This window comes from Thalassospira sp. CA1, assembly GCF_059052855.1.
Genome location: NZ_JBZCIA010000002.1, coordinates 487,040 through 501,510 on the forward strand (window position 1 = coordinate 487,040; position 14,471 = coordinate 501,510).

A 14,471-nucleotide genomic window follows, 5' to 3' on the forward strand; every position below is an offset into this window, starting at 1 on the left:
ACCTAGTCTTTCAGGGCTGCACGCGCGATGATCAGGCGCATGATTTCATTGGTACCTTCAAGGATCTGGTGCACGCGCAAGTCACGCAAAAGCCGCTCGATAGGGTATTCGCGAATATAACCATATCCGCCATGAAGCTGCAGCGCTTCGTTACAGACATTAAAGCCGACATCGGTGGCAAACCGTTTGGCCATCGCACAGAACTGCGTGGCATCATCGGTCTTGTGATCCAGCTTCCATGCCCCTTTATGCAGCATCAGCCGGGCGGCTTCGAGTTCAGTCACCATATCAGCAAATTTGAACTGCAACGCCTGAAACTGATCAAGGCTTTTGCCAAACTGCTTGCGGACTTTCATGTGTTCGCGGGCATGTTCCATTGCCGCACGCGCACCACCGATCGAACAGGCCGCGATATTTAACCGCCCGCCATCAAGGCCCTTCATGGCGAATTTGAAACCTTCGCCCTCTTCGCCCAGACGGTTTTCGACCGGCACCTTGCAATTACTAAAGATAACGGCGGCGGTCGGCTGACTGTTCCAGCCCATTTTTTCTTCAAGCTTGCCAAATGATAGCCCCTCGGCATCCTTTGGCACGATAAAGGTCGAAATGCCTTTCGGGCTGTCATCGCCCGTGCGCGCCATGACGACATAGATATCACTGCGCGAACCGCCGGAAATAAACGCCTTCTCGCCATTCAGGATATAATGATCGCCATCGCGCTCGGCCCGGGTGCGAAGCGACCCAGCATCCGATCCTGCCCCCGGCTCGGTCAGGCAATAACTTGCGAAATGTTCCATGGTGACGAGTTTCGGCAGATATTTCGCACGTTGCGCATCATTGCCAAACGTATCAATCATCCAGCAGGCCATATTATGGATCGAAATATAGGCCGCGGTTGACGGGCAAGCTGCCGCAAGCTCTTCAAAAATGACCGCAGCATCAAGGCGTCCAAGCCCTGTGCCACCATGTTCCTCACCGGTGTAGATCGCGGCAAACCCAAGCTCGGCTGCCTTGCGCAGGGTTTCTTCGGGAAATGTGTGATTGGCATCCCAGTCGCCTGCATATGGCGCCATTTCATTCTGCGCGAAATCCCGCGCAGCTTGGGCAAATGCCTGCTGATCTTCAGACAGGTTGAATTCCATTGGATCGCCGCCTCTTTTGATTTTCTATTTTCCCTTTACGTAAACGTGAAATCTGCTGCTTGTCAATTCATTCGGTATAATCGTACCGAATTATCACAATTCTCCTCCTGAACGCCTATGGCGTGCATGTTGCTCTGGCATTTCGCCAAATCTTCCTTGCGAATACAGGGCCGCTGCGCATACCCTCCTCGCCTCAGGAATCGCAATAAATCAGGGAAACAGTCATCATGTCTTCGACCAAGCCGGAAACAATTGTCCTTCATGCAGGCTACCGTGCCGAACCGACAACCGGTTCTGTCGCCGTCCCGCTCTATCAAACCACCAGTTATCAGTTCCGCGACACCCAGCATGCCGCAGACCTGTTTGCGCTTAAGGAACTGGGCAACATCTATACCCGCCTGATGAACCCGACCAATGATGTACTTGAACAGCGCGTCGCTGCCCTTGATGGCGGTGCTGCGGCGGTTGCACTGGCATCGGGCCAGGCAGCCTCGACCTTTGCGGTGCTGAACATCGCGCAGGCGGGTGACAACATTGTCAGCTCAACCGACCTTTATGGTGGCACCTGGAACCTGTTTGCCAACACCTTCAAACAGATGGGCATCGAAGTCCGCTTTGCCGATCCGGCCGATCCGGAAAACTTCCGTCGCCTTGCCGATGACAAGACCCGTGCGTTCTATGCCGAAACCCTGCCCAACCCGAAACTGCAGGTCTTCCCCATCCGCGAAGTTGCCGATATCGGCGATGACCTCGGCATTCCGTTGATCGTGGATAACACCGCCGCCCCGGTAATCTGCAAACCGATCGACCACGGTGCCAGCATCGTGATGTACTCGACCACCAAATTCATTGCCGGTCACGGCACGTCTGTTGGCGGCATCGTGGTTGATTCGGGCAAGTTTGATTGGGAAAAGCATGCGAAACGCTTCCCGCTTCTGAACGAACCGGATCCAAGCTATCACGGGGCCGTCTGGACCGAGGCCGTTAAGCCCATTGGACCAGTGGCATATGCGATCAAACTGCGCTGCACGTTGCTGCGAGATATTGGTGCTGCAGCTTCGCCGTTCAATTCCTTCCAGACCATTCAGGGTATGGAAACCTTGCCGCTTCGGATGGAACGCCATTGCGAAAACGCGCTCAAGGTTGCCGACTTCCTGGCATCCCACCCGAAGGTCACCAAAGTCATCCATCCCAGCAAACAGGATGGCGAAGCCCGCCGTCGTGCGGACAAGTACCTTCAGGGCGGCTTGGGCTCTTTGATGGGCTTTGAACTGGCTGGCGGCAAAGATGCCGGCGAAAAATTCATCAACTCGCTGGAGCTGCTCTACCACGTGGCCAATATCGGTGACACGCGCTCGCTTGCAATTCACCCGGCCACCACGACTCACAGCCAGCTCTCAGAGGAAGATCGCCTTTCATCGGGTGTGACCGATGGCTATGTCCGCCTGTCGATTGGCATCGAACATATTGATGACATTCTGGCGGATTTGACCCAGGCGCTTGATAAAGCCTGATAAACCACCGAATGCTGCTTTGCTGCAAAACCGGTCAGACCCTCGTCTGGCCGGTTTTTCTATTGACGCTTTTGCATGTCCGGGCTAACCAATATCGGCAATACATGCACAACATGCAAAACAGGCATATCGATGTCGAGCGTTTCAAGCCGTCAGGACGAAATCCAGAAACTTCTGCGCAGCCAGGGCACGGTTCATATCCACGATCTGGCCGCCCTGTTTCACGCATCCCTTGATACCATCCGCCGTGATCTGCGCCAGATGGAGGAAGAGGGTTATTTGCGCCGCATTCACGGTGGTGCGGTCCTGCCCAATTCGGCACAGGAAAGTTACGCGGAACGTGCGCAGGAACTGCAACCCGAACGCACCGCGATTGCCCAAAAGGCCGCACGCGAACTGATCCCCGATGATTGCGTGGCGTTTTTCGATAGTGGCACCACCGTGTGTGAAGTTGCACGCAACCTCAAACCATCCTTTCGCGGCACGGTGATTACAGTCAATCCGATGATCGCGGTCGAACTCGCCAGTCATCCGAATGCCGAAGTCATCATGTTGGGCGGTACGCTTCGCAAAACAGATATGGTGGTGTGCGGCCCGACGACCCTTGATCAACTCAGAAACTTTAATGCCGATATCGCACTCCTTGGCACCTGCGCGCTTCACCCCGAGGCAGGCCTGTCGACCAGCAGCACCGAAGAACGCGCCACCAAGGCAGCCATGATCGCCCAATCTGCCGAAGTCATTGCCATCACCACCGCCGATAAACTTGAAACCAGTTTGCCACACCGGGTCTGCGACATTGATGCGATTTCCCATCTGGTCACCGGGCGCAAACTTTCAAACGGCTATCTTGCTAATTACACCCGGCGTGGTTTGAACGTCATTCAGGCCTGATTGCCTTCCCTCGCCTTGCGGAGAAACTCGTTAAATGCAAACCCATGCCACTGCCCATAACCGGGTGCGCGCCATCTTCTTTTTGCATGGTGCCGCATTTTCAAGTTGGGTGCCGCATATCCCGCTGGTGCAGGAACGTCTTGGCCTTGGCCATGACGAACTTGGCGGCATTTTGCTGGCGGCGGCCATCGGTGTGCTTGCCGTGATGCCGGTCGCCGGAAGACTGGCAGACCGATTTGGCAGCGAACGCGTGGTGCGTTATTCGGGGCTGTTTTATTTCATCGCGGTTGGCGTGCCTGCCTTCATGCCCGATTATCTCAGCATTTCGATCGCGATGTTCGCGCTTGGCTTTTCCGGTGCCTTTCTGGATGTCGCAATGAATGCCAATGGCCTGCAGGTCGAACGCGTCAAGGGTCGCAGCATCATGTCGGGATTACATGGTTTCTGGAGTCTTGGCGGTTTTGTCGGCGCGGGGATTGCCGCCGCCTGGTTCGCCCTGCCCGTTGGCAATGAATTCCATCTGCCAATCGTGCTTTCTCTTTTCCTGATCGCGCACATCATCGCACAAGCGGGCCTTCTGTCGGATCAAGCGGCATCGGAACATCTGTCTGGCCCAAAGGATGCCAGCCAAACCACGGTTGCAAAGACCAAGGATCGCAATCTGTTCCTGATGCTGTTGCCATTCGGGATCTGCGCCTTTATTGGCCAGTTCGGTGAAGGTGTCCTGACCGACTGGGCGACGGTGTTTATGAATTCCGAACTGTCATCCGGCCCGACATTGGCCGCCGTCGGCTTTGCCATCTATTCCTTTGCCATGGCCGCCACCCGCCTTTCCGGTGATGCACTTGTCACCCGGTATGGCCGCGTGCCGGTATTGCTGACAAGTTCGGTACTGGCATCCCTTGGTACCCTTGTTTTGACCCTGTCTCCCAATATCGTCATCGCCTGGATCGGCTGCGGGATTGCCGGCATGGGGCTTGCGGTCATTCTGCCGCTGTTGCTTTCTGCGGCATCCCAGACAACGGGCAAAGGTGGCGGTGCAGTTGTATCGATCATTGCCGCAACCGGCTATTCCGCCATCATGGCCGGGCCACCGGTGATCGGTGCCATTGGTGAAGCCCTCGGACTGGTCACGGCCTTTGCCCTGACATCCGCATTCCTTGCCATGATTATCCCGGTTTACCTGTTAACCATGCGCAGGCGTTTGCAAATTGCGGCCAATGGTTGATCAACGGCGCAATCTGTCCCATAAATTGCCCAGCCTCACATTATAGAGAACAGATCATGGTCAACAAATTCGCCTATGGCACCTTCCCCAGCACCCGGCAGCGCCGCAACCGAATGACCGACTGGTCGCGCCGCATGGTCGCGGAAACGCGGTTGACCTCCCATGATCTGATCCTGCCTGTCTTTGTCATTGACGGCAAAAACGAACGCACCCCGATCCCGTCCATGCCCGGCGTTGAACGCCAGTCGGTCGATATTTTGGTCGAAACCGCCAAACATGCAGAAAAGCTTGGCATACCGGCTCTTGCCCTGTTCCCCTATATCGATGCCAGCCTGAAAACCAAGGACGCCCGCGAAGCCTATAACCCCGACAACGTCGTGTGCCGCGCGGTAAAGGCGATCAAGGATGCCTGCCCCAATCTTGGTGTCATCACCGATGTCGCACTTGATCCATTTAATGCCGACGGACAGGACGGCATTGTTGTCGATGGTCAGATCCTAAATGACGAAACGACCGAGGCCCTTGTCCGTCAGGCGCTTGTGCAGGCGCAGGCAGGCTGTGATGTGGTTGCACCGTCGGACATGATGGATGGCCGCATCGGTGCAATCCGCAAGATCCTTGAGGAAGCAAACCTCAAAAACGTTCAGATCATGGCCTATTCAGCCAAATACGCATCCGCCTTTTATGGTCCGTTCCGTGATGCGATCGGCTCGGCCAGCGCACTTGGCAAGGCTGACAAGAAAACCTATCAGCTGGATCCGGCCAACAGCGATGAGGCCATGCGCGAAGTCGCCTATGACCTTGATGAAGGTGCAGACTCGGTCATCGTCAAACCGGGCCTGCCCTATCTTGATGTGCTTTATCGCGTCAAACAGGAATTCGGCGTGCCAGTCTTTGCCTATCAAGTATCTGGCGAATACGCGATGATGCGTGCAGCCGGTCAGAATGGCTGGCTTGATTATATCGGCTGTGCGATTGAAACCCTGTCCTGCTTCAAGCGTGCCGGGGCATCCGGTGTTCTGACCTATAGCGCGATTGAAGTCGCCGAGGCACTGGAAGGCTGATTTCTGCGCCGCCACGGCAAGCAATAAAAAAGGGCCTCAATCGAGGCCCTTTTGCTTTGTGAAGCGAGTATCAAATCATGCGGACTTTGTCGCAATGCCATCCGCATCATCTTCAATGCCATGGCCAATCGCCCGCGCACAGAAATGCGGACGCAGGCCGGATCGGGCAAACACGCCTTCGATATCCTGTCCATCAAGGAACCCGCCCTGATGGACCAAAAGGGTTTTGATGCCTGACGCCAACCCACCCAGCACATCGGTATGCACCGTATCGCCAACCATCAGCACACGGCTGCGATCCACACCGGGATGGCGTTTCAGGACTTCTTCGAACACATGGTGATACGGTTTGCCAACACATTGCGGCATGACACCGGATGCATCACCCGCCAGATGCGCGAAGTACCCCGACTCAACCGAAAGGAAATCACCCATCGGTGCACAGATATCGGGATTACCCACCAGAACCGGCCGCGGATTATCCTTAAGGCTCTGCTCCAGAAGGGCTTGCTGGGTATCGGTCCAACTATCAGAATCAATCAACAGGAAGCCACCAACCGCATCGTAAAGCGCAGGATCACTGCCAAGCGGCTCGACCAGACCGGGCAGAATATCAAACGGCCAGTCGGTCGGCGCCATTGCCCCCCAATGAGTGATATCGGCATATTCGCCCATCAGCGGGGCGACGAACTGCTGGCTGCTGATCAGGCTGTTGTTGTCAAAATCAAAGCCGCGTTTGCGATGACGCGCCAGAATGGCCTCGCCCGAGCTTGAGGCATCATTGGTGACAACCGCAATCTTCTTGCCCATTTCCTGAAGGGTTGCGACCGTCTTGACCGCACCGGGAATGGCACTTTGTCCGCTATTTAGCACACCAAAGGCATCAAACACGATCAGATCAAACTGATCGGCAATCGCCAGAAGGTTGTCGACATAATCGGTTGCTTTGGGCACGGCATCGGGTGCGACCTGTGGCAGACGCGGTGCATAGCGCAAATAGGCCTCCAGGGCCTGCGCAAAATCCAGTTGCAACCGATTGGCACTCATCGTCATTTCTCCCACACGAACGGCACGTTATTAAAATTCTGGCGTATTCAAACCGATTAGCGCGTTAATTACACCCAAAATTATTCGCAACACCACAAACGCGGATAATCAACCAGAACACATCACGCAACTTCATTACCCATGCGCCACACGCATGGCAATAAAAAGCATCAAATCTGCATCAGCCATCCAGTTTAGAACAGTTAACGAGAGATTTCAGGGATTTCTGCGCTTTTCAATCCGCAGACATGCAAAAAACGCATTGGATTATATCCGCAATCACCCTTAGATTGCCTTCACGAAATGAATAGGACGTATCGACTGATGAATGCGCCACCAAGCAGTTGATCATTCGATACATCCCATGCAAACCGACACGTCAAACCAGCTAACTATTCCTGTGCGGAATATCTCGGTGAGAACATGCCGGTTAACTGAACAGACGCCGAATAATCGGCCGGTTTGAAATAGGTGATGAAATGATCGTAACCAAGATTTTTGCTTTCCTTCGCGCTCTGCGCGTTCAGTACCAGACCCAGAATGCGCTGCGTAAGCTTGATACGCGCGAACTGGCAGACATCGGTCTGAACCGCGACATGATCGACGATGTAGCACACCGTGTTGCTTTCGGTCGCTAAGCCACGACCGTAGCGTCCATGAGGAAGACCCCGACAGAGCATCTGTCGGGGTTTTTCTTTGTCCGGATTTTGGGATGGCCGCGAAAAAATCCGCTTTGCCTGCTTCGCCTTAGTTGGCAAAAAGGGCCTTGTGCTCTTCACGCAGGATATTCTTCTGCACCTTGCCCATCGCATTACGTGGCAGTTCATCGACAAAGAACACGCGCTTGGGCACCTTGAAGTTGGCAAGCTCGGATTTAATCGCGGCAATCACGCCCTCTTCGCTTAAGCTGCCTTTTTCTTCCGGCACGATCACGGCCACAACCGCCTCACCAAAGTCGGGATGTTGAACGCCAATCACGGCACTTTCAACAACGCCTTCCATCTTGTCGATCAGGGTTTCGATTTCCTTGGGATAAACGTTAAACCCGCCGGAAATGACCAGATCCTTGGCGCGCCCGACAATATGGACATAGCCCTTGGCGTCGATCTTGGCGATATCACCGGTGATAAAGAACCCGTCTTTGCGGAATTCCTCGGCAGTTTTTTCGGGCATCTGCCAATAACCGACAAATACGTTCGGTCCGCGCGCTTCAAGAACGCCGATCTCATCGACGCCCAGAACATTGCCATCCTCATTGCAAACCCGCACCTCGACATCGGGCAATGCCGGGCCAACCGTGTGAACAATGCGCTCGCCATCCAGCGGGTTGGATGTTGCCATACCCATTTCGGTCATACCGTAACGCTCAAGCAACGCCTTGCCCGTGCGCTCCTTGAATGCGGTAAAAGTCTCTGGCAGAAGCGGTGCGGACCCGGAAATGAACAGACGCATGTTTGCGGTGACATCCTTGGTGAAATCATCGCCCGACAACAGACGCACATAAAATGTCGGAACGCCCATCATCACCGAACTGCGCGGCAAAAGCGCCATCACCTGGTCACGATCAAACTTCGGTAGGAAGAACATCTTCGATCCCGACAGCATCACACAATGGCACGCAATGAAAAGCCCGTGGGTATGGAAGATTGGCAAGGCATGAAGCAGGGTATCGTCGGCCTTAAAGCCCCAAAGCTTTTCAAGCGTTGATGCGTTCGACCACAGATTCATCTGGGTCATCATCGCACCCTTGGGCTTGCCCGTTGTGCCCGACGTATAAAGAATGGCTGCCAGCTCGTCATCTTCACAGGCAACCGGGGGGAAGTCCGATGATTGCGATACCGCCCCGTCCATAAGGCTGCCCTCAGACTGCATGCCCAGTGTCAAAACATGCGCAACGCCCTGCTCGTCCGCGATGGCCTTGACCTCATCTTCGCGATGGGGTTGGCAGACGAAAATCACCGGCGACGCGTTATCCATGAAATAGGCAAGCTCGCCCGCCTGATACGCGGTATTCAGCGGCAAATAAACAAGGCCCGCACGAATGCAGCCAAGATAAAGAAACAGTGCCTCGGGGGATTTATCGACCTGAACGGCAACCCTGTCGCCCTTTTTCGCGCCCAGCGACGTCAGAAGACCGGCAATGCGTGCCGATGCTGTGTCCGCATCGCCGTAACTATAAGTCTTGCCATCAGGCGTCTCAATCAGAACTGAAGACAGATCGGCCGGAAACCGGTCACGGATGCGCATAAAAAGGCTGTTGGTCACTGTACTGCTTCCCCGAGAATTCGTTATGACCGGCAGGTTTCCCCTGCCGGTCTTTTCTGCGGGCAGCATAGTGCAACCAACCATTATAGGTAAACAAGTACCTTTTTACCGCAATGATCGATTTTGTCTGTCAATCAGACTGTGTTGGCCTTGTGATGCTAGTCCAGCGCAACCGACGGGAACTCCCCGTCAATATACGGAAACGCCTCACTGACCGTCACCTGCACCTCGGGATGGAAACCGTTGAAATGGGTGGCCAGCGCATTGCTATATGCCCCGATGTGACCAAACTCGATCCAGTCGCCTTCGCGGATATCGGCAGGCAAGGTCACGGTCGCAGGCAAGACATCCATATTGTCGCAGGTCGGCCCGTAGATGGTGAATTCCAGCGTTTCTTCCGGATCGAAATCACCCTCAATGCGCAGCGGACGCACCGGATAACGCAATTGCCCGGTCACGGTTTCCGACAGGCTGCCGTAAACACCGTCATTGATAAACAACGTGTCTTCCTTGCGCAGATGCACCTGCGTGATCAGGGAAATACCGCTCGATACCAGCGCCCTGCCCGGTTCGCACATATAGGTCGTGTCGGGCATATCAAGCCAGCGGATACAGTCCTTGATCTCGTCCATGAACTCTTCAAGGCTGGCACCACGTTGGTTCATATACTGGCCGGGGAAACCGCCACCAACGTCGATATGCTTGACCTTCACACCGGAAAAATCAACGACCTGACGGATAAGTTCGACCGCGATCCGATACCCGGTCGGTGTCGTGCATTGCGACCCGACATGGAAACACAGACCCGCATGGTAACCATATTCATCAACCTTCTTCAAAAGCTCGGCCGCCACCATCGGACGCGCACCAAACTTGGCTGACAGGTTATAGGTCGCACCGGCTGGCGGGGTTGCAAGACGCACATGGATCATCAGGTTCGTGTCGCCCTCGGTTTCCTCGCGGATTTTCTCAAGCTCTTCGGCGGTATCAATCACATAGTGTTCAATCCCGAACACCCGATAGGCATTGCGGATGGCATCCCGGCTTTTGACCGGATGCATGAAATAGGCCTTCATCCCCGGGAATTGCCGCCGCACGATCGAGATTTCCTCTGGCGACGCCGTGTCAAAATGACGCACCCCGCCTTCGTGAAGATATCGCATGACCTCCGGATGCGGATTGCATTTCACCGCATACAAGACGTCTCCCGGGAACATTTCGACAAAGCGCTGCGCTGTTTCTCGAAGAATATTGGGTCTAAGGCAATACACCGGATAGGAAGGCTTGAGTTCCTTAACAACATCGAACGTCGTATCGAAATGACGTGGCACAATATACTCCATCGTTTACCAATATCAGGCGCCCAGACACGTACCGCCGCCGGGCTGGCCTTTGAGTTAGGGTAACAGCCCTCTTGCCGCCTGTCATGCGACTTGCATGTGCACCACACCGATTAGGGTACTAATTGCGCTTGATATTGCATCGCCCTGTCGATAATTTGGTAAACCAATACCAAATAACCAATATCGTGCGCCCCGCGCGGTTTACCGCAGATGCACGCCAACCCACAGGGAGCCTGAAATGCCCATCGATCCGATCCTTGATCCATCCGTTCTGGCCAAGGAGCTGTCCGGTTATCATCTGATCAACGGTAAACTTGTCGCCCCGAAAAACGGCAAGACCTTTGATGTTCTTAATCCTGCCACGGGCAAGGTCATCGGTCAGGCTGCCGACGGTGACGCCGACGATGTCGCGATTGCGGTTGCAGCCGCCAAGGCCGCCCAGAAAGATTGGGCCGAACGCCCGGCGCGTGAACGCGGCAAACTGTTGGCCGAATGCGGCCGCATCCTGATGTCCCATGCCGAGGAATTGGGACGTCTGGTCGCCCTTGAATCGGGCAAGGCCCTTCGCACCGAAAGCCGGGTCGAGGCATCGGTTCTGGCCGACATGTTCGTCTTTTTCGGCGGACTTGCGTCAGAGCTTAAAGGTGAAACGGTTCCGTTCAACCCGAACATGATGACCCTGACCACGCGTGAGGCCGTTGGCGTCGTCGGTGCGATCATTCCGTGGAACGTTCCGATGATGCTGATGGCGATCAAGGTCGCCCCGGCGCTGGTTGCGGGTAACGCAGTCGTCGTCAAATCCGCCGAAGACACCCCGCTTGCGGTTCTGCGCGTGTGTCAGATCATGCAGGAAGTTCTCCCGGCTGGCGTCTTTAACATCCTGTCGGGCTTTGGTCCGTCTTGCGGTGGCCCGCTGGTCGAACACAAGGATGTCAAAAAGGTTTCCTTCACCGGATCGGTTGAAACCGGCCGCACGGTGTATCGCGCCGCTGCCGAAAAACTCATTCCGGTCACCCTTGAACTGGGTGGCAAATCCCCGATGATCGTCATGGGTGATGCCGACCTTGATAAGGCGATTGCCGGTGCGATTGGCGGCATGCGTTTTACCCGTCAGGGTCAAAGCTGCACGGCGGCGTCACGCATGCTGGTGCATGAAAGCCTGCATGATGAATTCGTCAAACGCCTGATTGATAAGGTCAACACCCTTAAAATGGGTGATCCGCTGGATGAAGAAACCGACATCGGCACGATCATCAACCGCAAACAGTTCGACAAGGTTTGTGGCTATATCGAAGTCGGCGAAAAGGAAGGCGCAACCAAGAACGAACTAAGCGCCCTTCCCACCGAAAGCGCCCTTTCCGATGGCCTGTTTGTCCGTCCTGTGATCTTCACCAATGTCGATCCGAATGCGCGGATTGCCCGTGAAGAAATCTTTGGTCCTGTCGCCTGTGTGTTCAAGTTCAAAACCTTTGAAGAGGCCCTTGAACTTGCCAATGACAGCGACTTCGGTCTGGCTGCGACCGTCTGGACGACGGACCTTAAAACCGCACTTGTTGCTACCAAGCGCCTCGAAGCGGGCTTTGTTCAGGTCAACCAGAACCTTGTTGTCCAGCCGAACCTGTCTTATGGCGGCATCAAGCTTTCCGGTCTGGGCAAGGAAGCATCGCTTGAAAGCATGCTCGAACACTTCACTTACAAGAAGACGATTATCCTGAACATGGAATAACCTGTCTGTCGCTTGAAACGATTGACCACAAGAAACCGGGTTGCACGTGACGCAACCCGGTTTTTCTTTTCCGATGCTTGACCTTGCGCGCGCAATCCGCAAAGGTGCGTTTCTCAAACACATCGAAACCCGGAAAGTACATGGCTATGTCTGCAGCTACTGACATCCTCGCATCACACTCTTGCCCGCCTCTTCGTGCCGGTGTGATCGCCATGATTATGGGTATTTCCGACCTGCGAATGTGATCCCTGTCATCTGCGGATGACAGGACCGGTTTAATACCGCTATTCACGCCATAAAATATTACTATAGCCATCGCATCAGAGTGCGGATGGCCGCAGGAGTACGGAAATCATGACTGTTTCCTATCACGATATTGTTCGCGCCTCGGGCTTGCTCGAAGGCATTGTTGCGAAAACACCACTGGTGAAATCCCTAACGCTATCAAACATTTGCCAGGCAGATGTTTATCTGAAACTTGAAAATCAGCAATATACCGCGTCGTTCAAGGAACGTGGCGCCTATGTCAAACTGGCAAGCCTGACTCCGGAAGAACGCGAAAAAGGTGTTATCGCCGTATCGGCTGGCAACCACGCGCAGGGCGTTGCCTATAACGCCAAACGACTTGGCATTCCGGCCACCATCGTGATGCCCAAAAACACCCCCTACACCAAGGTTCATCATACGCGTTCGCACGGTGCCGAAGTCGTTCTGACCGGCAACGTGTTTGCCGAAAGCCTTGAGGCCGCGGGCCGCATCCAGCAAGAACGCGGTCTGACCTTCGTCCATCCGTTTGATGATCCGCATATCATCGCAGGCCAAGGCACCGTCGGGCTCGAGATCCTTGATGAAAACAAAGACATCGATACGGTTGTCGTACCGATTGGCGGCGGTGGCTTGGCATCCGGCGTTGTCACCGCGATCAAGTCGCGCCGCCCCGACATTGAAGTGATCGGGGTTGAGACCAAGCTTTACCCGTCCATGTATGAAGGCATACACGGCAAGGAATTCACCGGCGGTGGCGTCACCATTGCCGAAGGCATCGCTGTCAAACAGCCCGGCGGCCTGACGCTTGAAATCTGTAAGGAAAAGCTCGATGACGTCGTTCTGGTTGAAGAAAGCTCGATCGAACGCTCCATCCAGATGATGATCGAGATCGAGAAAAGCGTTGTCGAAGGTGCCGGTGCGGCCCCACTCGCCGCCCTGCTCGATCACCCGGATCGCTTCAAGGGTAAGAAAGTCTGCCTGATTATCAGCGGCGGCAACATTGATACCCGCCTGCTGGCCCAAGTTCTGATGCGCGGCATGGCCCGTGAAGGCCGCCTTGTTCGTGTCCGGATCGAAATCCCGGATGTGCCGGGCGCACTTTCAACGATCAGTGCCTTGATCGGCGAAGAAGATGCCAACATCATTGAAGTCTATCACCAGCGCCACTTCTATGACGTCCCGGCAAAACAGACCGATGTCGACATGGTGCTTGAAGTGCGCGACACCCAGCACGGGCAACAGGTGATCGACCGCTTGATCAAGGAAGGATTCGGTGGCCGACTGCTTGGCAACACGTCCCTCGACTAGGGCTGCCCCCTGCATCTAAAAACAACAAAGGGCCGTTGGTGTTTCACCACGGCCCTTTTCTTATGTGAAATACATCACATCGCAAACAACAAAATCAGTCACCAAGCGTGCGATACCGCCCACCATAATACAGCAACGGCGCACCGGTTTCGCCCATCACCAGTTCCTGAACGTGACCAACAATGATGCTGTGATCACCGCCTTCATGCAGGGCGTGACGTTCGCAGGTAAGGGCTGCAACACTGCCTTTAAGGCGCGGCATGCCAAGGCTGTCATCTTCATATGCGACCTTGTCCCAACCATCCTGCCCGGGGGCCGAAAACAGCTCGGACACCTGCTTTTGGCTCTGGCTCAGGATATTGATGCAAAACCGTTTGGCATCCCCCGTGAACAGCGCATGAGTCGCCGCACGGTGATCAACCGAAAACAATACCAGCGCTGGATCAAGCGACACCGAGGCAAAGCTGTTGATGGTAATGCCCGCTTTTGCACCATCTTGGGCGCGGGTGGTTACAACGGCAACACCGGTTGTGAATTGACCAAGGCAATCGCGAAAATCGCGCGCAGAGAAAGACATATTGAAGGAAGCTCTCGTATACCAATATGGATGGGTGACGCGTCCCGAATGGAGCTTGGGGAAAATGGCGTCTATTCACCGCGCTGTCAAACCTAA

General features: G+C 54.9%; 12 protein-coding genes. 7 read left to right on the forward strand and 5 right to left on the reverse strand.

Going from position 1 to position 14,471, the window contains the following annotated elements; translation table 11 throughout:
* Nucleotides 1-2: 2 nt before the first annotated feature.
* Entirely contained in the window at nt 3-1,142 is a 1,140-nt protein-coding gene (locus tag AC5Q5A_RS06395) for an acyl-CoA dehydrogenase family protein (RefSeq protein WP_417836625.1), read from the reverse strand.
* A 227-nt stretch (nt 1,143-1,369) separates the two neighbouring features.
* On the opposite strand from AC5Q5A_RS06395, the gene AC5Q5A_RS06400 reads away from it, so the two are divergent.
* The 4 genes from AC5Q5A_RS06400 to hemB all read left to right on the forward strand — a co-directional run bounded on the left by AC5Q5A_RS06400 (nt 1,370) and on the right by hemB (nt 5,842).
* Nucleotides 1,370-2,656 (forward strand): O-acetylhomoserine aminocarboxypropyltransferase/cysteine synthase family protein, encoded by a 1,287-nt coding sequence (locus tag AC5Q5A_RS06400; protein ID WP_493894720.1) that lies wholly within the window; start codon nt 1,370-1,372, stop codon nt 2,654-2,656.
* A 132-nt stretch (nt 2,657-2,788) separates the two neighbouring features.
* Complete coding sequence (locus tag AC5Q5A_RS06405; protein WP_493894721.1) at nt 2,789-3,550, forward strand: DeoR/GlpR family DNA-binding transcription regulator; 762 nt, start codon at nt 2,789-2,791, stop codon at nt 3,548-3,550.
* 34 nt (nt 3,551-3,584) lie between these two features.
* Entirely contained in the window at nt 3,585-4,778 is a 1,194-nt protein-coding gene (locus tag AC5Q5A_RS06410; RefSeq protein ID WP_493894722.1) for an MFS transporter, read from the forward strand.
* 56 nt (nt 4,779-4,834) lie between these two features.
* Complete coding sequence (gene hemB / locus AC5Q5A_RS06415) at nt 4,835-5,842, forward strand: porphobilinogen synthase (protein WP_008891126.1); 1,008 nt, start codon at nt 4,835-4,837, stop codon at nt 5,840-5,842.
* A gap of 75 nt (nt 5,843-5,917) precedes the next feature.
* Here the strand turns inward: hemB and AC5Q5A_RS06420 are convergent, their stop codons facing one another.
* Nucleotides 5,918-6,889 (reverse strand): HAD-IIA family hydrolase, encoded by a 972-nt coding sequence (locus tag AC5Q5A_RS06420; protein ID WP_493894723.1) that lies wholly within the window; start codon nt 6,887-6,889, stop codon nt 5,918-5,920.
* 479 nt (nt 6,890-7,368) lie between these two features.
* Here AC5Q5A_RS06420 and AC5Q5A_RS06425 point away from each other — a divergent pair, with 479 nt between their 5' ends.
* Nucleotides 7,369-7,527, forward strand: a complete 159-nt coding sequence (locus tag AC5Q5A_RS06425; protein ID WP_082923501.1) for a DUF1127 domain-containing protein — start codon at nt 7,369-7,371, stop codon at nt 7,525-7,527.
* 109 nt (nt 7,528-7,636) lie between these two features.
* On the opposite strand, the gene AC5Q5A_RS06430 is transcribed toward AC5Q5A_RS06425, so the two are convergent.
* Nucleotides 7,637-9,154: a malonate--CoA ligase gene (locus AC5Q5A_RS06430; protein WP_493894724.1), complete on the reverse strand. Its 1,518-nt coding sequence runs from the start codon at nt 9,152-9,154 to the stop codon at nt 7,637-7,639.
* A 158-nt stretch (nt 9,155-9,312) separates the two neighbouring features.
* Nucleotides 9,313-10,497, reverse strand: coding sequence for a type III PLP-dependent enzyme (locus tag AC5Q5A_RS06435; RefSeq protein WP_493894725.1), 1,185 nt, complete (start codon nt 10,495-10,497; stop codon nt 9,313-9,315).
* 238 nt (nt 10,498-10,735) lie between these two features.
* Between AC5Q5A_RS06435 and AC5Q5A_RS06440 the strand changes: the two genes are divergently transcribed.
* Both AC5Q5A_RS06440 and AC5Q5A_RS06445 read left to right on the forward strand, forming a co-directional pair.
* Complete coding sequence (locus AC5Q5A_RS06440) at nt 10,736-12,223, forward strand: aldehyde dehydrogenase family protein (protein ID WP_493894726.1); 1,488 nt, start codon at nt 10,736-10,738, stop codon at nt 12,221-12,223.
* A 354-nt stretch (nt 12,224-12,577) separates the two neighbouring features.
* A complete protein-coding gene (locus AC5Q5A_RS06445; RefSeq protein ID WP_064781451.1) occupies nt 12,578-13,798 on the forward strand; it encodes a threonine ammonia-lyase in 1,221 nt (406 codons plus the stop codon).
* A gap of 94 nt (nt 13,799-13,892) precedes the next feature.
* Here AC5Q5A_RS06445 and AC5Q5A_RS06450 read toward each other — a convergent pair whose 3' ends face one another.
* Nucleotides 13,893-14,375 carry a flavin reductase family protein gene (locus AC5Q5A_RS06450; RefSeq protein WP_064781452.1) on the reverse strand — a complete coding sequence of 161 codons (483 nt, stop codon included), beginning with the start codon at nt 14,373-14,375 and terminating at the stop codon, nt 13,893-13,895.
* Nucleotides 14,376-14,471 lie beyond the last annotated feature (96 nt).

Bases quoted from the DNA above. Each gene is read 5' to 3' on its own strand.
- AC5Q5A_RS06435 (WP_493894725.1), bottom strand. From the start codon at position 10,497: ATGGAGTATATTGTGCCACGTCATTTCGATACGACGTTCGATGTTGTT.
- AC5Q5A_RS06425 (WP_082923501.1), top strand. From the start codon at position 7,369: ATGATCGTAACCAAGATTTTTGCTTTCCTTCGCGCTCTGCGCGTTCAG.
- AC5Q5A_RS06410 (WP_493894722.1), top strand. From the start codon at position 3,585: ATGCAAACCCATGCCACTGCCCATAACCGGGTGCGCGCCATCTTCTTT.
- AC5Q5A_RS06400 (WP_493894720.1), top strand. From the start codon at position 1,370: ATGTCTTCGACCAAGCCGGAAACAATTGTCCTTCATGCAGGCTACCGT.
- AC5Q5A_RS06395 (WP_417836625.1), bottom strand. From the start codon at position 1,142: ATGGAATTCAACCTGTCTGAAGATCAGCAGGCATTTGCCCAAGCTGCG.
- AC5Q5A_RS06420 (WP_493894723.1), bottom strand. From the start codon at position 6,889: ATGAGTGCCAATCGGTTGCAACTGGATTTTGCGCAGGCCCTGGAGGCC.
- AC5Q5A_RS06445 (WP_064781451.1), top strand. From the start codon at position 12,578: ATGACTGTTTCCTATCACGATATTGTTCGCGCCTCGGGCTTGCTCGAA.
- hemB (WP_008891126.1), top strand. From the start codon at position 4,835: ATGGTCAACAAATTCGCCTATGGCACCTTCCCCAGCACCCGGCAGCGC.
- AC5Q5A_RS06405 (WP_493894721.1), top strand. From the start codon at position 2,789: ATGTCGAGCGTTTCAAGCCGTCAGGACGAAATCCAGAAACTTCTGCGC.
- AC5Q5A_RS06450 (WP_064781452.1), bottom strand. From the start codon at position 14,375: ATGTCTTTCTCTGCGCGCGATTTTCGCGATTGCCTTGGTCAATTCACA.
- AC5Q5A_RS06440 (WP_493894726.1), top strand. From the start codon at position 10,736: ATGCCCATCGATCCGATCCTTGATCCATCCGTTCTGGCCAAGGAGCTG.